Source organism: Rossellomorea aquimaris TF-12, assembly GCF_001648555.1.
Lineage (GTDB): Bacteria > Bacillota > Bacilli > Bacillales > Bacillaceae_B > Rossellomorea > Rossellomorea aquimaris.
The window spans coordinates 1-22624 of the sequence record NZ_LQXM01000017.1 but is presented as its reverse complement, the minus strand read 5'-3'; the positions used below and the strand labels follow the sequence as shown (position 1 = coordinate 22624).

Annotated in this window: 24 protein-coding genes; all 24 read left to right on the top strand. The window is 37.8% G+C overall.

Going from position 1 to position 22624, the window contains the following annotated elements:
* The first annotated feature begins 52 nt into the window (after positions 1-52).
* The 24 genes from rnmV (at position 53) to IQI_RS02220 (ending at position 22441) form a co-directional block, all read left to right on the top strand.
* Positions 53-613: a ribonuclease M5 gene (gene rnmV / locus IQI_RS02335; RefSeq protein WP_064091136.1), complete on the top strand. Its 561-nt coding sequence runs from the start codon at positions 53-55 to the stop codon at positions 611-613.
* Complete coding sequence (rsmA, locus tag IQI_RS02330) at positions 606-1487, top strand: 16S rRNA (adenine(1518)-N(6)/adenine(1519)-N(6))-dimethyltransferase RsmA (RefSeq protein WP_064091135.1); 882 nt, start codon at positions 606-608, stop codon at positions 1485-1487. Before rnmV ends, rsmA begins: the two co-directional genes overlap by 8 nt.
* A 419-nt stretch (positions 1488-1906) precedes the next feature.
* Positions 1907-2800: a sporulation peptidase YabG gene (gene yabG, locus IQI_RS02325; protein WP_064091134.1), complete on the top strand. Its 894-nt coding sequence runs from the start codon at positions 1907-1909 to the stop codon at positions 2798-2800.
* A gap of 387 nt (positions 2801-3187) precedes the next feature.
* On the top strand, positions 3188-3457 hold the full coding sequence (veg, locus tag IQI_RS02320) for a biofilm formation stimulator Veg (protein WP_064091133.1): 270 nt from the start codon (positions 3188-3190) through the stop codon (positions 3455-3457).
* A gap of 155 nt (positions 3458-3612) precedes the next feature.
* Positions 3613-3789: a small, acid-soluble spore protein, alpha/beta type gene (locus IQI_RS02315; protein WP_064091132.1), complete on the top strand. Its 177-nt coding sequence runs from the start codon at positions 3613-3615 to the stop codon at positions 3787-3789.
* Between the two features lie 224 nt (positions 3790-4013).
* A complete protein-coding gene (gene ispE, locus IQI_RS02310; protein WP_064091131.1) occupies positions 4014-4868 on the top strand; it encodes a 4-(cytidine 5'-diphospho)-2-C-methyl-D-erythritol kinase in 855 nt (284 codons plus the stop codon).
* A 70-nt stretch (positions 4869-4938) separates the two neighbouring features.
* Entirely contained in the window at positions 4939-5775 is an 837-nt protein-coding gene (gene purR, locus IQI_RS02305) for a pur operon repressor (protein WP_064091130.1), read from the top strand.
* 14 nt (positions 5776-5789) lie between these two features.
* On the top strand, positions 5790-6164 hold the full coding sequence (locus IQI_RS02300) for a RidA family protein (RefSeq protein ID WP_064091129.1): 375 nt from the start codon (positions 5790-5792) through the stop codon (positions 6162-6164).
* A gap of 170 nt (positions 6165-6334) precedes the next feature.
* Entirely contained in the window at positions 6335-6628 is a 294-nt protein-coding gene (gene spoVG, locus IQI_RS02295; RefSeq protein WP_032085215.1) for a septation regulator SpoVG, read from the top strand.
* Positions 6629-7000: 372 nt separating this feature from the next.
* A complete protein-coding gene (gene glmU, locus IQI_RS02290) occupies positions 7001-8374 on the top strand; it encodes a bifunctional UDP-N-acetylglucosamine diphosphorylase/glucosamine-1-phosphate N-acetyltransferase GlmU (RefSeq protein ID WP_064091151.1) in 1374 nt (457 codons plus the stop codon).
* 14 nt (positions 8375-8388) lie between these two features.
* Positions 8389-9348, top strand: coding sequence for a ribose-phosphate diphosphokinase (locus tag IQI_RS02285; protein WP_064091128.1), 960 nt, complete (start codon positions 8389-8391; stop codon positions 9346-9348).
* Between the two features lie 684 nt (positions 9349-10032).
* The gene (locus IQI_RS02280) at positions 10033-10686 is read left to right on the top strand and encodes a 50S ribosomal protein L25/general stress protein Ctc (RefSeq protein WP_064091127.1); all 654 of its coding nucleotides are present in this window, start codon (positions 10033-10035) and stop codon (positions 10684-10686) included.
* 84 nt (positions 10687-10770) lie between these two features.
* Positions 10771-11328, top strand: a complete 558-nt coding sequence (gene pth, locus IQI_RS02275; RefSeq protein ID WP_064091126.1) for an aminoacyl-tRNA hydrolase — start codon at positions 10771-10773, stop codon at positions 11326-11328.
* Positions 11329-11423: 95 nt separating this feature from the next.
* Positions 11424-11654 (top strand): anti-sigma-F factor Fin family protein, encoded by a 231-nt coding sequence (locus tag IQI_RS02270; RefSeq protein WP_064090894.1) that lies wholly within the window; start codon positions 11424-11426, stop codon positions 11652-11654.
* Between the two features lie 93 nt (positions 11655-11747).
* Complete coding sequence (gene mfd, locus IQI_RS02265; RefSeq protein ID WP_064090893.1) at positions 11748-15281, top strand: transcription-repair coupling factor; 3534 nt, start codon at positions 11748-11750, stop codon at positions 15279-15281.
* Between the two features lie 357 nt (positions 15282-15638).
* Positions 15639-16175 carry a stage V sporulation protein T gene (spoVT, locus tag IQI_RS02260; RefSeq protein ID WP_064090892.1) on the top strand — a complete coding sequence of 179 codons (537 nt, stop codon included), beginning with the start codon at positions 15639-15641 and terminating at the stop codon, positions 16173-16175.
* A 279-nt stretch (positions 16176-16454) separates the two neighbouring features.
* On the top strand, positions 16455-18074 hold the full coding sequence (locus IQI_RS02255) for a putative polysaccharide biosynthesis protein (RefSeq protein WP_231893370.1): 1620 nt from the start codon (positions 16455-16457) through the stop codon (positions 18072-18074).
* Between the two features lie 12 nt (positions 18075-18086).
* Positions 18087-19550 (top strand): bifunctional methyltransferase/pyrophosphohydrolase YabN, encoded by a 1464-nt coding sequence (gene yabN, locus IQI_RS02250; RefSeq protein WP_064090891.1) that lies wholly within the window; start codon positions 18087-18089, stop codon positions 19548-19550.
* A gap of 23 nt (positions 19551-19573) precedes the next feature.
* The gene (locus IQI_RS02245; RefSeq protein ID WP_064090897.1) at positions 19574-19843 is read left to right on the top strand and encodes an RNA-binding S4 domain-containing protein; all 270 of its coding nucleotides are present in this window, start codon (positions 19574-19576) and stop codon (positions 19841-19843) included.
* A gap of 98 nt (positions 19844-19941) precedes the next feature.
* A complete protein-coding gene (gene yabP / locus IQI_RS02240) occupies positions 19942-20244 on the top strand; it encodes a sporulation protein YabP (protein ID WP_064090890.1) in 303 nt (100 codons plus the stop codon).
* Positions 20241-20888 carry a spore cortex biosynthesis protein YabQ gene (yabQ, locus tag IQI_RS02235; RefSeq protein WP_064090889.1) on the top strand — a complete coding sequence of 216 codons (648 nt, stop codon included), beginning with the start codon at positions 20241-20243 and terminating at the stop codon, positions 20886-20888. The genes yabP and yabQ overlap by 4 nt, the downstream gene beginning before the upstream one ends.
* Before the next feature lie 45 nt (positions 20889-20933).
* The gene (locus IQI_RS02230) at positions 20934-21323 is read left to right on the top strand and encodes an FtsB family cell division protein (RefSeq protein ID WP_064090888.1); all 390 of its coding nucleotides are present in this window, start codon (positions 20934-20936) and stop codon (positions 21321-21323) included.
* 74 nt (positions 21324-21397) lie between these two features.
* Positions 21398-21826 carry a S1 domain-containing RNA-binding protein gene (locus IQI_RS02225; protein ID WP_064090887.1) on the top strand — a complete coding sequence of 143 codons (429 nt, stop codon included), beginning with the start codon at positions 21398-21400 and terminating at the stop codon, positions 21824-21826.
* Between the two features lie 162 nt (positions 21827-21988).
* Positions 21989-22441 (top strand): DinB family protein, encoded by a 453-nt coding sequence (locus IQI_RS02220; protein WP_064090886.1) that lies wholly within the window; start codon positions 21989-21991, stop codon positions 22439-22441.
* Positions 22442-22624: the final 183 nt, after the last annotated feature.

The window sequence follows — 22624 nt, the reverse complement described above, 5'->3', positions numbered from 1 at the left end:
ACTTATTAGACGAAAATAAACAATAAAATGTTTCAAGTTTCTTGGAGGAATTATGAAAATAAAAGAAATTATCGTAGTGGAAGGGAAGGATGACACTGTTGCCATTCAAAGGGCGGTCAATGCCGATACAATCGAGACGAATGGTTCAGCTGTATCCCCAGTGACACTAGAAAGAATAAAACACGCACAAGAAAAAAGAGGCGTCATAATCTTTACAGATCCAGACTATCCAGGAGAAAGAATTCGAAAAATAGTAAGCGAGTCTGTTCCTGGGTGTAAGCATGCCTTTGTTCATAAAAGAGATGCCCTCCCTAAGTCAGGTAGAGGGATAGGGGTTGAACACGCTTCTCCAGGCGCAATACGTGATGCATTACGTGAAGCCCATGTCATTGAAGATGAACAAGTAGAAATAATCACGAAGGATGATCTCATCGATGCAGGTTTAATTGGGCATCCAAAGGCTAAGGAGAGAAGAATAGCTCTTGGAGAGAAGCTTAGAATCGGATACACTAATGGAAAACAGCTTCATAAGAGACTAATGATGTTTAGCATTCAAAAAGATGAATTTAAATATGCCCTAATGGAAATTATTCAGGAGGAAGAAAATGCATAAAGATATAGCAACCCCTATACGAACAAAAGAGATTTTAGGGAAGTACGGATTTTCTTTTAAGAAGAGTCTTGGTCAAAACTTTTTGATTGATCCGAACATCCTGCGAAATATCACAGAGCATGCAGGATTAACGAAAGAAACTGCTGCGATTGAAATAGGTCCGGGAATTGGAGCCTTAACAGAGCATTTGGCTCGTACTTCTGGAAAGGTAGTGGCTTTTGAGATTGACCAAAGACTTATTCCTATTCTAGATGATACTTTATCTCCTTATGATAATGTAAAAATCATTAATGAGGATATATTAGAGGCGGATGTAGAGGAGATTATTAACAAGGAGCTTGCAGGGTATGAAGATATTATGGTTGTAGCGAATCTTCCATATTATGTTACTACTCCTATTATTTTAAAGCTTCTAATGGAACGTCTTCCGATTCGAGGGATATGTGTCATGCTTCAGAAAGAGGTTGGAGACCGAATCTCTGCTAAACCTGGGAAAAAGGAGTATGGTTCACTATCGATCGCCATTCAATATTATACTGAAGCAGAAATGGTGATGACCGTACCGAAAACGGTATTCATGCCTCAACCGAATGTAGACTCAGCAGTGATCCGTTTAACAAAGAGGGAGAAGCCCCCAGTTGACGTCATAAATGAAGATTTTTTCTTTACCGTTACTCGCTCTTCCTTTGCTCAAAGAAGAAAAACCATTTTAAACAACCTTACAAGCCAGCTGCCACAAGGAAAAGAGAAAAAGGAACTTATTATCGAGGCATTGTCTAAAGCCGAGATAGACCCTACTAGACGCGGAGAGACTCTATCTATACAAGAGTTTGGAAAACTTAGTGATGAGCTGTACCCAAACTTTAAATCATAAGAACATAAAAAAATGACTATGCGTATGAAGCGCATAGTCATTTTTTTATGGTTTTATTTGAAACCTTTTGGCTATTTAACAACAAGAAATGTGTGGTTGATTGCAGTAGAGAGGTGCAGTATTTCCCTTAAGGGGTACTGAGACTGTGTAGATCACCTAATTATAAGATAAATGGACCTAGAAGGCATAGAGCGCCTTCTGAGGCCCCTTGAACTTATGCTTGTCGGGCCAAATCAGTCGGTTCCGCTTTTCTAGACACCTATTCAATCAAGGATGCATAGGTTATCACAGGGTATAGTAACGTAATTGATGAAAGGAATGTTGTTGAGAAGGATGGTTATTAGGGTCTTTTCGTTGGTCGACTCTAGACTCAGCTTATTTGCTTTTTTCTTTTTCCCCTTATTACGAATGTTTAGTCCATGGGAGTGACTGATGTGAATATCGAAATCAATGACGTGGTAGGTCGTCTATCATATCAGTGTGATATCTTGTTTAGGGTAATTGATATCCGAATGATTGATGGTCAAAAAACGGCGATACTGTATGGTGAGGATTTTCGATTAATAGCGGATGCTCCTTTTCAGGATTTGAAGAAAATGGATCCTAGAGAGCAGGATTATATTAACCAAGAGTTTCGCTCAAAAGAAAAGCAGTCTCTTGATCTCTTTAGGCAGGATATAGAACTACTTAAACATAAGCAAGAATACAAGGTAACAAATGCTTATCGTGACGAGTTTAACTATTTCCAGATTCCGGGGAAAGTTCTTCATCTTGATGGAGATCCCAGCTATTTAAGAAAATGTTTAGATTTATATGAGAAAATTGGTGTCCCTGTAAAAGGTATTCATTGTAATGAAAAAGAAATGCCTGAACAAATCGGGGGACTTATTGATAAATACAGACCTAATATAATTGTTATTACAGGTCATGATGCCTATTCAAAGGCAAAAGGAAAAAAGTCTGATATAAATGCCTATCGACACACAAAATATTTTGTGCAGGCAGTTAGGGAGGCAAGAAAGAAAGTGCCTCATTTAGATCAACTTGTGATCTTTGCGGGAGCCTGTCAGTCCCATTTTGAATCCCTTATTCACTCGGGTGCTAATTTTGCCAGTTCACCATCAAGGGTTAATATTCATGCTTTAGATCCGGTGTATATAGTAGCCAAGGTTAGTTTTACAGCATTTAAAGATTCTGTGAATGTGTGGGATGTCATTCGTAATACTATAACTGGAGACAAAGGGCTTGGTGGGTTAGAAACAAAAGGAGTGCTACGGACTGGGATGCCTTATAAAATAGTCGAAGAAGAATAGGGAATATTCGACATGAACAATGAAAACCTTGCAAATTTTTTAAAAAGTGTAAGGTTTTTTTCGTGTTTTCAACATGGATAAATTATAAAAACAGAAAACTGGACATAATCCTAAAGTATCAAAATTTAAAATGAATATATCCCGACAGTCCTTCATATAAGTATAGAATGACCCTTGAAAATTCACTTCAAAACCTTAAGTGTACGCTATTGTGAACAAACTTACATAATTTTTCAATGATTGGGGAAAAGTAGGGTTGTAGAAAAAACGTATTTTTTGTTGAATAAAATATATTGACATGTATTCATTTTTCTTGTTAAAATAATAAATTTATTTGACTAAAATTACATATTGTGTTATAATTCTCTACAGTGAGGTGGAAGCGAAATGCCAAAAACATTAGCCGACATTAAAAGATCCCTTGATTCTAATCTAGGGAAACGTTTAATGCTTAAAGCAAACGGTGGACGTCGAAAAACAATTGAACGTTCAGGCGTTCTAGCCGAAACGTATCCTTCTGTATTCGTTGTTCAACTGGATCAAGAAGAGAATGCGTTCGAACGAGTTTCTTACAGCTATGCAGATGTTCTCACTGAGACAGTTCAATTAACATTTTATGATGAAGCAACAGGAAGTATCATCTTTAGCCAGCAGTAGACAATATGTTTGCTGCTTTTTTATTTGCCTTAAATAACTAAAGTGTACCCCAATTTCCCTTTACTTACTTTGGTAATTGAGGTGCTTACCCCCTCGTAAGATTTTGTACGAAAATACATATAGTAAACATGTGGTACATCTAAAGGAGGTATACGATGAGTAAAAGAAGTATGATGTCTGAACAGTTAAAAACAGAACTTGCTCAGGAATTAGGATTTTACGAAGTTGTTCAGAAAGATGGTTGGGGAGGCATTACTTCCAAGGATGCAGGGAATATGGTAAAGAGAGCCATTGAACGTGCCAGTCAGCAGCTTTCTAATCAACAGAGGTAAATACTTTTCTTTTCATGTCTAAGTTTGCACCTTTTATACGTACCATTTGAAGAGTCGCCTTAAAGATTTTTAAGGCGGCTTTTTGTTTATAAATTAACTTCCATATCGTTTTATTACGTGATAAAATAACTTACTTATATGAGTATGTTTAGAAGTTTGCACTTTCAATAATGAGTGTATGATACAATAATGATAATTAAGAGTATTGGTAAGAAGGTGATGATATGAGGTTATTAGTGAAGGCGCCGGCAAAAATTAACTTATCACTTGATGTTTTACATAAACGACCAGATGGGTACCATGAAGTTGAGATGGTTATGACGACAATTGATTTAGCAGATAGAATTGAGCTTACAAACCTTTCCGAGGACAGAATCAATATTCTATCGCATAATCGATTTGTGCCGGACGATGGAAGAAACCTTGCCTATCAAGCTGCACAGTTGTTGAAAGAGAGAATGGATATTAAAAAGGGTGTATCAATCTCGATCGATAAGGTGATTCCAGTTGCAGCAGGATTAGCAGGCGGTAGCAGTGATGCAGCTGCTACATTAAAAGGACTCAATCGATTATGGGATTTAGGATTAAGTTTAGATGAGCTTGCTGAACTTGGCTCTGAAATCGGATCGGATGTTTCTTTTTGCGTTTATGGTGGTACAGCGTTAGCAACAGGTAGAGGTGAAAAGATACAACATTTACCTACACCTCCAAATTGTTGGGTTATTTTAGCTAAACCTACAATAGGAGTATCGACTGCAGATATTTATAAAAATTTAGATTTAAACAATATTACCCACCCGAATACAAGAGGTGTTGTTTCCGCCCTTGAGAATCGTAATTACAATGAAATTTGTTCGAACCTTGGAAATGTTTTAGAGTCCGTTACTCTAGACATGTATCCAGAGGTTTCTCAAATTAAAGATCAAATGCAACGCTTTGGTGCAGATGCTGTATTAATGAGTGGCAGCGGTCCAACAGTATATGGATTAGTGCAATATGAATCAAGACTTCATCGTATTTATAACGGGCTAAGAGGATTTTGTGATCAAGTATTTGCAGTCCGAATGCTCGGAGATTAAGACCTCTTGCTCAAATCCGTATATTAATGATATATTTACTTATAATATTCGGATTTAGGAGGTTTGTTTGGTGAAGTTTAAACGTAGTGAACGATTGATTGATATGACCCATTACTTATTAGAACGCCCCCACCAACTGGTACCTTTAACTTTTTTTTCTGATCGCTATGGCTCTGCGAAGTCTTCCATCAGTGAAGACCTAACAATAGTGAAAGAAACATTTGAAGGACGAGGAGTCGGAACGGTTCAAACGGTTCCAGGTGCAGCAGGAGGCGTCAAATATATCCCAAAGGTTAACAGTCATGAAGCAAAAGACATGATTCGTGAGCTTTATAGTCATTTAGAGAACTCAAATCGACTGTTGCCGGGTGGTTATTTATTTATGACGGATTTACTCGGTAACCCACAACTTATGAAAAAAGTAGGCAAACTATTAGCTTCAGCCTTTGCAGAGAAAGACATAGATGTCATTATGACTGTTGCTACAAAAGGGATTCCAATTGCTAATGCCATTGCCTCATACTTAAATGTTCCGGTTGTTATTGTTAGAAGAGACAGTCGGGTGACAGAAGGGTCTACCGTTAGCATTAACTATGTTTCAGGTTCATCAAAGAGAATTCAATCCATGGTGCTTTCTAAGAGAAGCTTGAAAGAAGGCTCAAAGGTCTTGGTTGTTGATGACTTTATGAAAGCCGGAGGAACCATTAATGGTATGAAGAACCTATTAGAGGAGTTCTCAGCCACCTTGTCAGGAATTGGAGTATTAGTTGAATCAAATAGTGTTGATGAACGATTAGTTGACGATTATGTTTCATTGTTAAAATTATCAGATGTAAATGAAAAAACGAAGCAAATTTCATTAACAGAGGGGAATTATTTTCAATCGAATCTAACTTTCCTATCATAAGGGAGGCATTTAGTATGAGAGTAGTATCTACTAATGAGGCACCAGCCGCCATTGGACCATATTCACAAGGTATGATTGTCAATAATCTATTTTATAGCTCTGGACAAATTCCTTTGACTTCAGAAGGAACAATGATTGAAGGCGATGTAGCTGAGCAAACGCACCAAGTGTTTCGTAACCTTCAAGCTGTCTTGTCAGAAGCAGGTGCTTCTTTAGAAACAGTAGTAAAAGCAACGGTGTTCATAAAAGATATGAATGATTTTGGAACAATTAATGAAGTATACGGAGAGTATTTTCATACACATAAACCAGCTCGTTCCTGTGTAGAGGTAGCAAGGCTGCCTAAGGATGCTTTGGTAGAAATAGAAATCATCGCACTCGTGAAATAATTTCATGAGTGTTTTTTTGTATCAAAAAACGAGTATAGTTCAAATGAAACAGAAGAGGAAAACGGAAAAATAAAATTTTTCAAAAAATTTTACAATTTAAGAAGGAATATCTAATTCTCTCGTTGAATACATAGAGTAGATTTCATCTAGGGAAAAAGGTGGTGAACAGAATGGAAGTAACAGACGTAAGATTACGCCGAGTAAACACCGACGGTCGAATGAGAGCTATCGCATCTATTACGCTGGATAATGAATTTGTTGTTCATGACATTCGCGTTATTGATGGGAACAATGGCTTATTTGTAGCAATGCCAAGTAAACGCACTCCTGATGGAGAATTCCGCGACATTGCCCACCCAATCAATTCGGGTACTCGTGGGAAGATCCAAGATGCGGTATTAGCAGAATACCATCGTCTTGGAGAACTAGAAGAAGTTGAATTAGAAGAAGCTGGGGCTTCCTAATAAAATCTTTCGCAACAAGAGCCTACTTTTAGTACGGCTCTTTTTTTTGTGTTCATACGAAACATTACTTCCGCTACTTCCGCTTTCTTTATACCCTACTTATATAAGAATCCAAACCTTATTTTTGAATTTTTATTTTTTTGTTTTATGATTAGCTGTTTTTTGAAATTCTCAATATACCGTGTGGGAATTTGAATAATTTGGGATAGACAACAAGTCAACATCAAACCGGCTTATCTAATGCTTACCACCTCTGACCAAAGCCCTCCCCTTTTCTAATGACAAATATATGTACTTTTTTGTGAATCCTTGAAATGAATGTGTTTTTAGGATATATTCGATATGGATAAAAAGGTTATTGGAGGACCAAAAATGACAAATAGATATGCCGTTATATTAGCTGCTGGACAAGGAACAAGAATGAAGTCTAAATTATATAAAGTTCTTCATCCTGTGTGTGGTAAGCCAATGGTGGAACATGTGGTCGACCAAATTACAACGCTACATATAGAGAAGACAGTAACAATTATCGGTCACGGTGCCGAGCTTGTGAAATCTCATCTTGAAGGAAAAAGTGACTTTGCCCTTCAAGAAGAGCAGTTAGGGACTGCTCATGCTGTCATGCAATCAGAAGATGTCCTGGGAGACTTAGAAGGAACTACATTGGTTGTTTGTGGTGACACTCCACTTATTAAAGGTGAAACAATGGAAGCATTAGTAAAGCACCATGAAGAGCAGGGTGCTAAAGCGACCATTCTAACTGGACATACTGAATCTCCTGATGGTTATGGTAGAATTATCCGTAACGAAAATGGATTAGTTGAGCGTATCGTCGAGCATAAAGATGCTTCAGCTGACGAAAGAAAAGTAAAAGAAATTAATACAGGAACATATTGTTTTGATAATAAAGCATTGTTCGATGCCCTGAAGAAAGTATCGAATGACAATGTACAAGGTGAGTATTACTTGCCAGACGTTATTGAAATTCTTCAATCTGAAGGCGAAATTGTGAGTGCATACCAAACAAGTGATTTTGATGAAACTTTAGGTGTAAATGATCGTGTAGCACTTTCACAAGCAGAAGTGACCATGAAGAAGCGTATTAATGAACAGCATATGAGAAATGGAGTGACGATAACGGACCCTAACAATACGTATATTGATTCTGGTATTACGATTGGCAGAGATACAGTTATCCTTCCTGGGACTGTTCTTAAAGGGGATACTTCCATTGGTGAGGATTCCATTATTGGACCTAATACAGAAGTAAAGGGTTGCCGCATTGGTGATAGAACCATTTTAAAACAATCCGTTGCACATGATAGTTCCATAGGTTCAGATGTACAAATTGGACCTTTTGCACATATTCGTCCTGATTCTCATATCGAAGATGAAGTGAAAATCGGAAATTTTGTAGAAATTAAGAAAGCTACTTTTGGCAAAGCAAGTAAGGCATCTCATTTAAGCTATATAGGAGATGCAGAGGTAGGTAATGACGTCAATATTGGGTGTGGATCTATCACAGTCAATTATGATGGAAAAAACAAGCATCTTACGAAGATAGAAGATGGAGTGTTTGTTGGATGTAATTCGAATTTAGTAGCACCTGTGACCGTTGGCAAAGGTGCGTACATTGCTGCCGGTTCGACGATTACTGAGGATGTTCCTGGTGAATCTCTGTCTATTGCAAGAGCTCGCCAAGTTAATAAAGAAAACTATGTTCAAAATCTAAATCACAAGAAATAATTGGAGGTCCCACTATGCCAAACTCTTATACTAATTCTAAATTAAAAATTTTCTCCCTCAATTCAAACTATCACCTAGCCAAGGAAATTGCCGATGAAGTAGGGGTAGAATTAGGGAAGTCTTCTGTTAAACGTTTCAGTGACGGTGAAATTCAAATCAACATTGAAGAAAGTATTCGTGGTTGTGATGTATTTGTTATTCAGTCAACATGTCAGCCTGTAAATGAAAACCTAATGGAATTATTGATTATGGTTGATGCATTAAAACGTGCTTCAGCGAAAACCATTAATATTGTTATGCCTTATTACGGTTATGCCCGCCAGGATCGTAAAGCAAGAGCTCGTGAACCGATTACAGCTAAATTAGTAGCAAACCTTTTAGAAACGGCTGGAGCAACTCGTGTTATTACGTTGGATTTACATGCTCCTCAAATCCAAGGATTCTTTGATATTCTAATTGATCACCTGATGGGTGTACCTATTCTTGCAGATTATTTTGAAGAAAAAGGTTTCAATAACGAAGATCTTGTTATCGTTTCTCCAGATCACGGAGGTGTGACAAGAGCACGTAAGCTTGCTGAACGTTTGAAAGCTCCAATTGCTATTATCGATAAGCGTCGTCCGAAACCAAACGTGGCAGAAGTTATGAACATCGTTGGTAATATTGATGGGAAAACAGCCATTCTAATCGATGACATTATTGATACAGCTGGAACGATAACGCTAGCTGCTAATGCTTTAGTTGAAAATGGTGCGAAGGAAGTATTTGCTTGCTGTACACACCCTGTACTTTCGGGGCCGGCCATCGAACGTATAGATAATTCAAATATTAAAGAGTTGATCGTTACAAACTCTATTCCATTATCAGAAGAGAAGATGATTAAGAAAATTAAGCCGCTTTCAGTAGCTCCACTTATTAGTGAAGCGATTATTCGTGTATATGAGCAACAATCTGTAAGCACGCTTTTTGATTAAGAATTACTATTTGTGTTTGAGCGTATGGGGAAGGATCTAGCATAGCTAGGTCCTTCTTTTTTTGAGGACTCATACCGTGGGTTGGGTGGTGAGGTTGTGGGGTAACACCCGCTGGTTTTGCAAACCTAGATGAGTGATAGGAACAAATTTGGCCGTTTCTTTCTGCGGGGAGGAAGTCGAGCCTCCTCGACGTTCCGTCTGTGGGGTCTCGACCTTTCCTCTATCACCCGCAGGAGTCAAGTGCCTTCCGCTACAATCCACTCTGTGGTCCTACATTCTTATTGCCAAAAATATGGATAGCATAGTTTTTCAAAGTGTGCAGTGGCCGATTATAGTTTGTATAGTGGAGATTTTTTCTTTAAGCTATGTCACGGACTTACTTATTGATGGTGAGGGGAACTGCGTTGACTCCTGCGGAAGTACGGGCGTGCCGAGACCCCGGAAGCGTAGCTGAGGAGGCTCGGTCGAACGTCCGCGGAAAGCGAAGCGGTTTCCCTCACCATCTACCACACACAAGTTGACAGAGCTATTGCAATAACTCATGTTATTTTAGAGAAGATCGTTGTAGTTTATACGACGAGCCTAAAAAATGAATTCACATGTTTATTTCCTATGTGTATAGGGTAATTACTATATATAGAACTTAACTAAACGAAAACGATTAGGGAAGGTGTTGGAACAAACATGGCAACTGAATTAAAAGCAAATAAGAGAAAAGACTTTAAACGTTCATCTTTAACAAAGCTTAGACAAGAAGGGAATATTCCTGCAGTTGTGTACGGCTATAAAACAGAGAACACAGCGATTGAAGTAGATTCTATTACGTTTATTAAAACGATTCGAGAGGTAGGAAGAAACGGTATTATCTCTCTAAATGTAGATGGAACTAAACAAAATGTTATCTTAAGTGATTACCAACAGGATCATCTAAAAGATGCTGTTACACATATTGATTTTCTTGCAGTAAATATGTCAGAAGAAATTGATGCAGATGTTCGTATTGAACTTAATGGTGAAGCACCGGGAGTGAAAGATGGAGGTGTGTTACAGCAACCTTTACATGAAGTTTCTGTTACAGCTAAGCCAAATGACTTCCCAGAAGCCATTGAAGTAGACATTACGAATCTTCAAGTTGGGGATACGGTTACAATTGGAGATATTCGAGACAAATACAGTGTTACTCTTAATGAGGAAGACGATCGTACGATTGCTTCAATACTTGCCCCAAGACAGGAAGAGGAGATTGATTCCGGTGAAGAGCAAGAAGAGGGCACTCCTGAAAATGAAGAAGGTAGAGAAACAGAAGCAAGTGAAGAAAGTGAGTCTAAGGAAGAATAAAATAAAATTTTTTAGCGTAACCTTTTGCAGGTTACGCTTTTTCCGTTTATTCTAGTTGTATAAGGTTAGAATGAGGTGTAAGAAATGAAATTAATAGTTGGACTGGGAAACCCAGGGTCACAATATGAGAAAACAAGGCATAATATTGGGTTTGTTATCGTAGATGCACTTGCTGAGCGATTAGGAGTACAGTTAAATCAATCCAAATTTAAAGGGGTTTACGGTACCTATCATTATAAGGGAGAGAAGATTGTTTTATTAAAGCCTCTAACTTATATGAATTTGTCCGGAGAAAGTATTGTTCCTTTAATGGACTACTTTGATATAGAGGAAGACGATCTCCTTGTCATTTATGATGATTTAGATTTGCCTGTTGGAAAGATAAGATTAAGACAGAAGGGAAGTGCTGGAGGGCATAATGGAATAAAATCAACGATTGCTCATTTAGGCACTCAGCATTTTAATCGAATCAGAGTAGGGATTGATCGTCCTACAAACGGGATGAGTGTTCCTGATTACGTTTTGGGCAAGTTTAGCAAAGAAGAACAAGGGGATTTGGACCAGGTGATTTCAACAAGCGTTGAAGCGTGTGAAACGTGGTTTGATAAACCTTTTCTAGAAGTGATGAATAAATTTAATTAATCCCAGGAAAACGCTCATCATAAAATAATCCGAATGAATAAGTCCTCCCAAACAGGTTCATACTAAGTATATAAATGTGTTTGGAGGTAATGAATTTGACGATCCACTACCATTGTCGACATTGTGGAGTTAATGTTGGAAGAATTTCCGAAATGTCCGTTCATTCTGAACAGCTGGGACTGAATACGTTAACAGATGAAGAACGATTACACATGGTCCATTATCAAGAAAATGGGGATATACAAGTACAGACTATTTGTGAAGACTGTCAAGAGAGTCTTGAGCGTAATCCAGATTACCACCAGCTAGATTATATTATCCAGTAACAACGCTTTGGTGAAGAACCAAAGCATTTTTCTGTTTATATCTCTAGAATTCAATCATATATATAGAAAGATCCACAGGGGAGGAGCGTACTCTTGAAAGGTATTTTAAAGCATGTTCATAAAAGTGAAGAAATTCAGACCCTTATAGCAGGGGTAGAGGAGCAACTATCAGAACAGCTTGTAGCAGGATTATCTGGTTCATCCCGTTCAGCCTATATAGCGGATGTTTATATTCAGACTAAAAAATCCACGATTGTGGTTACACATAATTTATTTCAAGCACAGAAAATTTACGAGGATCTAACACAGTTTTTATCTGAAGATGAAGTATATTTATATTCTGCAAATGAACTCATTGCAGCGGAGCTAAGTGTTGCCAGTCCAGAATTAAAATCCCAAAGAATTGAAGTATTAAATAAGCTTGCTAATAACATGAAGGGTGTGTACATCGCACCAGTAGCAGGACTTAGAAAGATTCTTCCTCCAAAATCAATGTGGGAAAAAAACCAAATCACGTTTACATATGGTGAAGATATTGATTTAGACGAGGTTTTAAATCAATTGGTTCAAATGGGATATCAACGTGCAGGGATGGTTAGTGCCCCTGGTGAATTCAGTCTCCGAGGAGGTATTGTAGATGTGTACCCCTTAACATCTCAAAACCCCGTAAGAATTGAGTTGTTTGATACAGAGATTGATTCCATTCGAACGTTTTCTGTTGAGGACCAACGCTCGATAGATAAGCTTGAAACGATGGAAGTAGGACCTGCTACAGAAGTTTTATTGAACTATGAAGATACGGAAAGGCTGATTCATAAAATTGAAGCGGGCTTATCCAATAGTTTGAAGAAAATAAAAGCGGCAGCAGTGAAAGAAAAGCTTACAGAATATATTGGTCATGAAATAGAGCAGCTTGAAAATGGTCAAATTCCACAACAAATCTTTAAGTACCTATCACTCGCATACGATACTCCTAGTAGTTTGCTAGATTATTTACCGAAGGACGGTGTTTTATTCTTCGATGAATATAGTCGTGTTCAGGAGATGAGTGAGTCGCTGGAAACAGAAGAAGCCGAATGGTATACTTCCCTGCTTCAAGATGGACAAATCATTCATGATCTACCTGTATCTCATTCCTTTAATAAGCTAGTAGCGAACACCAGGTTAACAAAGGTCTATTTCTCGTTGTTCTTGCGACATATTCCAAATACAAGTCCCCAGAACATTTTTAATATAGCATCTAAACCCATGCAAAATTTCCACGGTCAGATGAATGTGTTAAAGGCGGAATTAGATCGTTGGAAAAAAGGAAATTATACGGTTGTCTTATTGGGTCCTGATGAAGAACGGGTAAAAAAGCTTCAACGAGTACTGGACGATTATCAAATTGAGATCGCCTTTGTAGAGGATGGGGAAACATTACTGCCTAATAAAGTGCAAATGATTAACGGTAGTTTAACAAGTGGTTTTGAGCTCCCCCTTCAAAAGATAGCAGTCATTACAGAAGAAGAATTGTTTAATAAGAAAACCCAGAAAAAGCCGAGAAGACAAAAGCTTTCAAATGCAGAAAGAATTAAAAATTACTCTGAACTTAAAGTTGGCGACTATGTGGTTCATGTGAATCACGGAATAGGAAAATATTTAGGTATTGAAACTCTAGAGATTAATGGAGTCCATAAAGATTATCTTCATGTGAAATACCAAGGGAATGATAAACTCTATGTACCTGTTGATCAAATCGAGCTTATTCAGAAATATGTAGCCTCAGAAAGCAAAGATCCAAAACTATATAAATTAGGTGGAAGTGAATGGAAAAAGGTTAAGTCAAAAGTGCAATCCTCCGTTCAGGATATAGCAGATGACCTAATCAAACTGTATGCAGAGCGCGAAGCAGCGAGAGGGCATGCGTTTTCACCAGATGGAGATATGCAGAGAGATTTTGAAATGGCCTTTCCTTATGAAGAAACCGACGATCAGCTGAGGTCCATTAATGAAATAAAGCTGGATATGGAAAGAGAACGGCCGATGGATCGTTTACTTTGTGGAGATGTTGGTTACGGGAAAACAGAAGTGGCCATTCGTGCAGCGTTTAAAGCGATAGCTGATGGGAAGCAAGTGGCTATTCTGGTACCAACCACGATCCTAGCCCAACAGCATTTTGAAACCATTAAAGAACGTTTCCAAGACTTCCCTATTGAAATTGGGTTATTGAGTCGTTTCAGAACGAGAAAGCAACAACAAGAAACGATTAAGGGATTGAAAGCCGGCACTGTGGATTTAGTCGTTGGTACTCATCGCTTGCTCTCTAAGGATATAGAGTATAGGGAAATCGGTTTACTTATCATTGATGAAGAACAACGATTTGGGGTTACACACAAAGAAAAGATCAAGCAGTTAAAAACGAATATTGATGTTCTAACGCTTACAGCGACACCAATTCCACGTACCCTACATATGTCTATGCTTGGGGTAAGGGATCTTTCTGTCATCGAGACACCTCCTGAAAATCGCTTTCCAGTTCAGACGTATGTAATGGAATACAACGGAGCCTTAATTAAAGAAGCGATTGAAAGAGAAATGGCTCGTAATGGTCAAGTGTACTTTCTTTATAATCGAGTAGAAGATATCGAACGAAAAGCAGACGAAATATCCATGCTTGTTCCAGAGGCAAGGATAGCCTACGCCCATGGACAAATGAGTGAGAATGAATTGGAATCCGTTATTCTGGGCTTTCTGTCAGGTGAATACGATGTTTTAGTGACCACTACCATTATTGAAACGGGCGTTGATATTCCAAACGTAAATACATTGATTGTCTTTGATGCTGACCGAATGGGATTATCTCAGCTGTATCAGCTTAGAGGACGGGTAGGACGTTCAAACCGGGTTGCCTATTCTTACTTTACCTATCGTAAGGATAAGGTGCTTTCAGAAGTCGCCGAGAAGAGATTACAGGCTATTAAAGAGTTTACAGAGCTTGGCTCTGGTTTTAAAATCGCAATGCGTGATTTAACAATTCGTGGAGCCGGAAATCTCTTAGGTGCCCAGCAGCATGGATTTATTGACTCTGTTGGGTTCGACTTATATTCTCAAATGCTGAAGGAAGCAATTGAAGAACGAAAGGGAGACCAGCCTAAGGAAGAGACCTCTGCCTTTGAAGTAGATGTAGAAGTAGATGCTTATATCCCTGACGACTATATAAAAGATGGCCATCAGAAGATTGAAATGTATAAACGTTTCCGTTCGCTGACGTCTCTACCTGAAATAGAAGAGCTGGAAGAGGAAATGTTAGATCGCTTTGGGGAGTATCCAGAGGAAGTTGGCTTTTTATTTTTAATTTCTGAAATGAAGATTTACGCAAAGAATACAAATCTAGAATCCATCAAGCAAGATAAGAAGATGGTGAATATTTTCATGTCTCCTGAGTCAACAGGAAAAATCGATGGATCTAAAGTTTTTGATCTATGCAATAAGCATGGTCGTGCGGTTGGACTGGGTATGGAAGGCTCTAAACTAAAAATATCTATTAATACTGCTCGTTTGGAGACGTCAAAATGGTTTCATATGGCCTACGATATTATCAAGAATTTAGATCAGGCATTAAAAACAGAAGAAAACATATCTTGAGGTACAGTTTATTCTAGTTGTCCCATTCATTAACAGAAAGATACAAGAATGATTCCAAATTAACGATATATTTCATAAATATAACAGCATTTCCTATTATTCGTTATCATCTTGTAACTAAACTGTAAACGCGTTTATGGTTTTACTTTACTATGATAGGGGTATTAGTATTTATGCAGCTGCCAACAATGGAAAAGTTAACCTGCATTAGCATTTTAGTGAAATTACAGAAAAAAATTACGCAATGTGTATAGAACTTCTAAGATGTAAGATACTAAACTCAATAATGGCGTTGTATTCACAACCGATAGAGTACATCGCTATAAAAATCATCTGATGAAAGTGAGGCAACTATAGATGAAAGCAACTGGTATTGTTCGTCGTATTGATGATTTAGGGCGTGTTGTCATTCCGAAAGAAATTCGCAGGACATTAAGGATTCGTGAAGGAGACCCTCTAGAAATCTTCGTTGATCGTGACGGGGAAGTCATCTTAAAGAAATACTCTCCTATAAGTGAGCTTGGGGATTTTGCAAAGGAATATGGTGAAGCCTTATACGACAGTTTAGGAAGTGCCGTTTTAATTTGTGATAGAGATTCGGTCATTGCCATCTCTGGCGCTTCAAAGAAAGAATATTTAAATAAGAACATCAGTGAACTAGTAGAGAAAGTAATGGATGACCGCACGTCTCTATTACACACTCAACAAGGACAAGCAGAGCTTGTTGATGGACATGATGAAGATTTAGCTTCCTACACGATTGCACCGATTGTAGCAAATGGTGATCCAATTGGAGCAGTAGCGATCTTTTCAAAAGATCGCACAGTAGGCGAAGTAGAACAAAAAGCAGTAGAAACGGCAGCTGGCTTTTTAGCAAGACAAATGGAACAATAGTTGTTAAAGGAGTGGCATCTTTTGCCACTCTTCTTTTTTTAGGTTATTTTCAGAATGATTAGTTATGAATTGAAAATCAGCTTTTCTAAACCAATTATCCCAAAATAGTAGAGCAGTTCCCCTCACTATTTGGCACATACATCTTGAAAAAACCTCTTGTTTTAAAACCACAATCTTTAAGGAAAGTGCTTTTTATATGATAAAATGACGAGTACATAATCTAAATTATTCTCTATTTGTGAAGTGAAAGTCATTCACATAGAAAGGCAGGAAAACTCGTTGAGTAAGAAATATTCCTCCAACCAGTTTTTGAAAGGGGCCATGGTATTAACGATTGCCGCTTTAATCACGAAGATTTTAAGTGCAGTATATCGTGTTCCGTTTCAAAATATTGTTGGGGATGTTGGGTTTTATATATATCAGCAAGTGTATCCCTTTTATGGTATTGCTATTGCATTATCTACTTATGGATTCCCGGTGATTATCTCGAAGATGGTTGCAGAAAAGCTTGAAGAACAGGATGAAGAGGGAGCGAAAAGAGTCGCTCTTACCTCCTTTTTATTCTTAAGTACGGTCGGTTTCATTTGGTTTATAGGAGTGTATTTTGGAGCTGAGTTCATAGCAGGCTGGATGGGAGATCCACTCCTGACCCCTTTGATTCAAGTTATATCTTTATCTTTCTTATTGTTAGCGCCCTTATCTGTCATGAGAGGATACTACCAAGGAAAGGAAAACATGGTACCTACTGCTGTGTCACAAGTCGTTGAACAAACCATAAGAGTAACGACAATACTTTTTTTTTCTACCCTTTTAATATCTCAAGGATACTCTTTGTACATAACAGGAAATGGTGCATTGTTCGGATCGATTACCGGTGGAATTGGGGGAGTGTTCGTATTATTTTTCTTTTTGGCAGCCCATAAGGAAAAATTATTCTCATTACAAGCTTTGACACTAAGGAAAGATAGTAAACAGGTTTGGTTGCGGTTGCTGAAAAATGGTACGGCCGTTTGTGTTAGTGCAATGTTATTAGTCCTTCTGCAATTTGTCGATTCTTTAAATTTGTATGCACTGCTTACGTCTTCTGGAATGGAAGGGGAAGTGGCGAAGAAATGGAAGGGGATTTATGACCGGGGTCAGCCTTTCGTACAACTGGGGACCGTTGTGGCTACATCCATATCATTAACGATTGTTCCATTAGTGACGAGTGCTTTTATGAATAAAAATCAGTCCTTGGTTAGGGAGTATAGTCAGTTATCCTTGAAAATTAGTATTGCCATTGGGTTTGCTGCAACACTAGGTATTATCAATCTTATAGTACCTACGAATACCATGTTATTTGAAAACTCCCTGGGTTCAGGAGTAATTGCCGTATTTTGTATTTCTATTTTCTTTAGTTGTCTGATTCTCACCTTTTCTGGTATCTTTCAAGGAATTGGGAATATTTATTACCCGGCTTTAAGCATCATTATAGGAATAGTATTGAAATATATTGGGAATACATTATTGGTTCCTGTCATGGGGACCATGGGTGCATCTTTAGCGACCATTGTTTCCTTAGCGGTGATAGCTGGTTTGATGATCATAAAATTACGCCGTCTATTTCCCCTTCGTATTATAGAGGTGTCTTTTTATAGAACGATGCTCTTAAGCGGAGGGATCATGACAATCGTGTTGCAGGGATTTTTACAGCTTTATGATACACTTTTATCAAAAGGAATGCCTGAAAGAGAGCTTTCTGTCATTTTTTCATTAGGTGGCGTTTTACTTGGAGGAGTCATATTTTTAGTTATCTTCTTACGAGGCAATGTTTTATCTAAAGACGAAATCAGCTTTCTGCCTTTTGGGACTAAATGGGTCTGGCTTATGAACAAAATTCAAAAAAAGAATGAAACGTAAAAGGAGACTATTATGCATACGATTACGATTGTAGGACTAGGTGCAGGAGATTTGGAACAGCTGCCATTAGGTGTATATCGTCAAATTAAAAATAGTACAAGCTTGTTATTAAGAACAAAGGAACATCCAGTTGTAAGAGACCTTGTAGAAGAGGGAGTGGCGTTTCGTTCCTTTGATGAAATTTATGAGAAGCATGACCAATTTGATCATGTCTATGAGGAAATCGTAAAAGAACTCGTTTCAGAAGTTCAAATACATTCCATTGTTTATGCTGTACCTGGTCACCCATTAGTAGCGGAAAAAACCGTACAAATGCTATTAGACCTTCAAAAGGATGGAAGAATCAAAGTGGAAATTGGTGGAGGACAGAGCTTTATTGATGCCTTGTTTGCTTCTGTTGGTGCTGATCCTATTGATGGCTTTCAGCTTTTAGATGGAACAAGCCTAAAAGTACAGGACATTCGCATGAACCAACAGCTCATTATTGGTCAAGTATACGATGGGTTCATTGCTTCTGAGGTGAAGCTTACGTTAATGGAGCTCTATCCATATGATTATGAAGTAGCATTAGTAACGGCTGCCGGAAGTAAGGACGAAAAGGTTGAGCACGTTCCTTTAGTTGAACTTGATCGCGCGGCGAATCTAAGTAACCTTACAAGTCTATATGTTCCAGCGGCGAATAAAATGGAGACCACGTATAAACAATATGCCACTTTAAGAGAGATCATTACGACTTTAAGAGGACCGAATGGGTGTCCGTGGGATAAGGAACAATCTCATCAATCGTTGAAAAAGTATTTATTAGAGGAAACCTATGAGTTGTTAGAAGCTATTGATGAAGATGATATCGACCATATGATTGAGGAATTAGGAGATGTACTCTTACAAATCATGCTACATGCCCAAATCGGAGAAGATGAAGGGATGTTTACTATGGAGGAAGTCATAGAAAGCACTGCCTCCAAAATGGTCCGTAGACACCCACATGTATTTGGCACTGTTGAGGTTGAAAACTCAGAGCAGGTAAAAGCAAATTGGGATCAAATAAAAAAGCAAGAAAAAAACCAGAATGATCTCGAACCAATGCTAAAGAATGTGGCAAAGGGAATGCCGGCTTTATTGAAAGCTTATGAATATCAGAAAAATGCTTCTAAAGTGGGCTTTGATTGGACAGATGCCAAAGGTGCCCGGGAAAAGGTGTGGGAAGAATTAAAGGAATTTGAAAGGGAAGTCGAGAATAATAGTGAAAAGAAGATAAAGGAAGAATTTGGAGACATCCTTTTCGCTCTTGTGAATGTGGCTCGATTTTATAAAGTGTTTCCAGAAGAAGCACTTGCTATGACAAACACGAAATTCTATCGCCGCTTTTCCTACGTAGAGGAACAAGTTCAGCTATCAGGTAAAAGCTTTGAAGATTATACGCTCGAAGAACTGGATGATTATTGGAACGAAGCAAAGAAGAAGAATATAAAGTAAGGAGATTTTATAGAATGGTATCCATGAGATTAGATAAATTTTTAAAAGTTTCAAGATTAATAAAACGAAGAACCCTTGCGAAAGAAATTGCTGATCAAGGTCGTATTTCAGTAAATGGGTTGCAAGCTAAAGCAAGCTCAAATGTAAAAGTGGGAGACGAATTAAGTGTAAGGTTTGGACAAAAGATTATGAGGGTAAAGGTAGAAAGGCTTATTGAAACAACCAAAAAAGATGAAGCCAGTGGACTTTATTCTGTCCTTTCTGAAGAACGAATTCAAGAAGAAACAGAATAGACATTACATATTAAGTACTATCTAAATTGGTTCTATTTTTCTCGATTTCACATACATATAGTTACAAAGCTTGTACTATTGGAATGTGAGGGATGAGGATGAACCAATATTATGATGGAAATAAAGATAAAGTGACGTATCAAGAGCATGATGTAATGATGAGAGGAAGAAAGCTACTCGATATTACAGGTGTCAAACAAGTAGAAAGCTTTGATAACGAAGAATTTTTACTAGAAACTGTCATGGGGTTTTTATCTGTCAGAGGTCAAAATCTCCAAATGAAAAATTTAGATGTAGACAAGGGCATTGTTTCCATTAAAGGAAAGGTGTTCGATCTGGTCTACCTGGATGAGCACAGTGGGGAGAAGGCTAAAGGCTTCTTTAGCAAACTGTTTCGATGACGCTCACCACTCAGTTTTATACCATGCTTTCCATGATTGGGATGGGAGCATTATTTGGTGCGACACTCGATACGTATAATCGATTCTTAAATCGTTCTGAAAGAAAAAAATGGCTTGTGTTTTTAAATGACATTTTATTTTGGATTTTTCAAGCTCTATCCATATTTTATATTTTGTTTGTTGTGAATTTTGGGGATATCCGGTTCTATATATTTGTTGCATTATTATGTGGATTTGCTGGCTATCAGGCTTTAATCAAGCAGCAGTACCTCCTTTTTTTAGAGCGTATGATTCAATTTTTTATTTCACTTTATAATTTTGGAGTGAAAATGGTAAAAAAACTCATTTATTCGCCGATAAAATGGATAGTGCTACTCCTCGTTACTATTTTAATGGGGATAGGAAAGGGTCTATTATCGATCATACTCTTTTTGTTTAAGGTAGTGTATAAAATCATTATCTGGTCTCTTAAGCTCGTAACTGCTCCAATATGGTGGGTTTGTAAGATAATATGGAATTTATTGCCGAAAAATATTACAAAAAGAGTCGAGAAGTTATATAATAAAATGGCAGGAATTTTAAGGAAGTATATCAAAAAGATATATAGAGTGGTAAAACGGTGGAAAAAGCCTCCTGAAGAATAGGAGCTGCACCCAAATACCATTTCAACGTGTAAAGGAGGTTTGGAAATGAGAAAAAACGTAACATCTATGGAAAATGAATATGTTCGACATCAGGAGCATATCCATCATTCATCTTCTAAGAGAAAAAAACGTTTGGTCCGTAGATTATCATTATTTTTTGTATTAGTATTGGCAATTAGTGGATTTTTAGTGTCAACTCTCATTTCCAGGACCCAGGTTTTAGAAGATAAACGTGCTGAAAAAGCACAATTAGAAAAAAAGTTAGAACACCTAAAAGATAAGCAATCTGCCCTAGAAGAGGAGATTGTGAAGCTTAACGATGATGAGTATATAGCTAAACTAGCGCGTCGAGACTACTTTTTGTCTGACGATGGAGAAATTATTTTTAACATTCCAGAGCCAGATAAAGAGAAAGAAGAAGAGGTGTCTTATTGACACTCTTTTTTTTAATTGGCTATAATATATAATAAGGTTTATCTTTTATAATTTTAAGGAGGAGCATTTCTTTTATGTCAATCGAAGTAGGCAGCAAGTTACAGGGTAAGGTAACAGGTATCACAAATTTCGGAGCGTTCGTGGAATTATCGGAAGGTTCAACAGGTTTAGTTCACATTAGTGAAGTTGCAGACAACTATGTTAAGGATATCAACGAACACCTTAAAGTTGGCGACGAAGTAACAGTAAAAGTAATTAATGTTGAGAAAGATGGGAAAATCGGTTTATCTATCCGAAAAGCGAAAGAGCAACCACCACAACGTTCACAGCGCCCTCAGCGTCCTCAACGCCCACGTAGCAACAATAAACAAAATGACACACGTACAAAAGAGAGTTTCGAACAAAAGATGGCGCGTTTCATGAAAGACAGTGAAGAACGCCTATCATCTTTAAAGAAAAACACCGAATCTCGACGTGGCGGAAAAGGGGCGAAAAGAGGTTAACTTGCTGTCTATTAACTAATATAGCAGGTTCTTACGGTAGAAACAGGCACGGCCATCAATGGCCGTGCCTGTTTTTTTATGTTATAAGGCTTGGGTTATAACAAAGGAGATCCTTAATCATTTCCCGAATATAGAAAGTAAATCAGATTAATGGAGGACTTTATGAATAAAGTAGAAATAGTGACACATCATGAAGAGTTTGTAAATTGGCTGGAACAGTTAAATGAGGTTAAGGAAGAAAAATGGTTCTCACCCATACAGGATGAGAAATGGTCCCTTGCTGCTATTGTTTCTCACATTATGAAATGGGATCAGTATTCATTAAAAGAGATTTACTCAAGATTGCATAACGAAGCAGCATTCACTCCTTTTCCTGAGTTTCAACCATTCAACCAGGCAGCGGAAAACTATGCACATGAGGTTGTGACACAACAGGAACTGATTGATGAGAGTGTGAAAACACGTAAATCCGTCATCGCTTATATAGAATCATTAGAAGATAATGAAATTGAACATTCTTTTACGGTAGGAGAACACCGATTTACATTAAGAGAATACCTTGAAGACTTTCTTGGTCATGACAAGCACCATCGAAATCAAATTGAAAAAGCCTGAAGGATAGATCCTTCAGGCTTTGTTGTTTTAATTAGGTTTTAATGTAAAACGGCTCGATTATTCAAAGAATCGGACCACTTTGCCTTTTTACAAGAATAACATCATCCAATTTACTAGTCATATGACAAAAAAAGACTATCTCAAAGGATAGTCTTTTAAAAATGACCCGTACGGGATTCGAAC

Coding starts and splice junctions, on each gene's coding strand:
- rnmV (WP_064091136.1), top strand. CDS start 53: ATGAAAATAAAAGAAATTATCGTAGTGGAAGGGAAGGATGACACTGTT.
- rsmA (WP_064091135.1), top strand. CDS start 606: ATGCATAAAGATATAGCAACCCCTATACGAACAAAAGAGATTTTAGGG.
- yabG (WP_064091134.1), top strand. CDS start 1,907: ATGGGAGTGACTGATGTGAATATCGAAATCAATGACGTGGTAGGTCGT.
- veg (WP_064091133.1), top strand. CDS start 3,188: ATGCCAAAAACATTAGCCGACATTAAAAGATCCCTTGATTCTAATCTA.
- IQI_RS02315 (WP_064091132.1), top strand. CDS start 3,613: ATGAGTAAAAGAAGTATGATGTCTGAACAGTTAAAAACAGAACTTGCT.
- ispE (WP_064091131.1), top strand. CDS start 4,014: ATGAGGTTATTAGTGAAGGCGCCGGCAAAAATTAACTTATCACTTGAT.
- IQI_RS02300 (WP_064091129.1), top strand. CDS start 5,790: ATGAGAGTAGTATCTACTAATGAGGCACCAGCCGCCATTGGACCATAT.
- spoVG (WP_032085215.1), top strand. CDS start 6,335: ATGGAAGTAACAGACGTAAGATTACGCCGAGTAAACACCGACGGTCGA.
- glmU (WP_064091151.1), top strand. CDS start 7,001: ATGACAAATAGATATGCCGTTATATTAGCTGCTGGACAAGGAACAAGA.
- IQI_RS02285 (WP_064091128.1), top strand. CDS start 8,389: ATGCCAAACTCTTATACTAATTCTAAATTAAAAATTTTCTCCCTCAAT.
- IQI_RS02280 (WP_064091127.1), top strand. CDS start 10,033: ATGGCAACTGAATTAAAAGCAAATAAGAGAAAAGACTTTAAACGTTCA.
- pth (WP_064091126.1), top strand. CDS start 10,771: ATGAAATTAATAGTTGGACTGGGAAACCCAGGGTCACAATATGAGAAA.
- spoVT (WP_064090892.1), top strand. CDS start 15,639: ATGAAAGCAACTGGTATTGTTCGTCGTATTGATGATTTAGGGCGTGTT.
- yabN (WP_064090891.1), top strand. CDS start 18,087: ATGCATACGATTACGATTGTAGGACTAGGTGCAGGAGATTTGGAACAG.
- IQI_RS02245 (WP_064090897.1), top strand. CDS start 19,574: ATGAGATTAGATAAATTTTTAAAAGTTTCAAGATTAATAAAACGAAGA.
- yabP (WP_064090890.1), top strand. CDS start 19,942: ATGAACCAATATTATGATGGAAATAAAGATAAAGTGACGTATCAAGAG.
- yabQ (WP_064090889.1), top strand. CDS start 20,241: ATGACGCTCACCACTCAGTTTTATACCATGCTTTCCATGATTGGGATG.
- IQI_RS02230 (WP_064090888.1), top strand. CDS start 20,934: ATGAGAAAAAACGTAACATCTATGGAAAATGAATATGTTCGACATCAG.
- IQI_RS02225 (WP_064090887.1), top strand. CDS start 21,398: ATGTCAATCGAAGTAGGCAGCAAGTTACAGGGTAAGGTAACAGGTATC.
- IQI_RS02220 (WP_064090886.1), top strand. CDS start 21,989: ATGAATAAAGTAGAAATAGTGACACATCATGAAGAGTTTGTAAATTGG.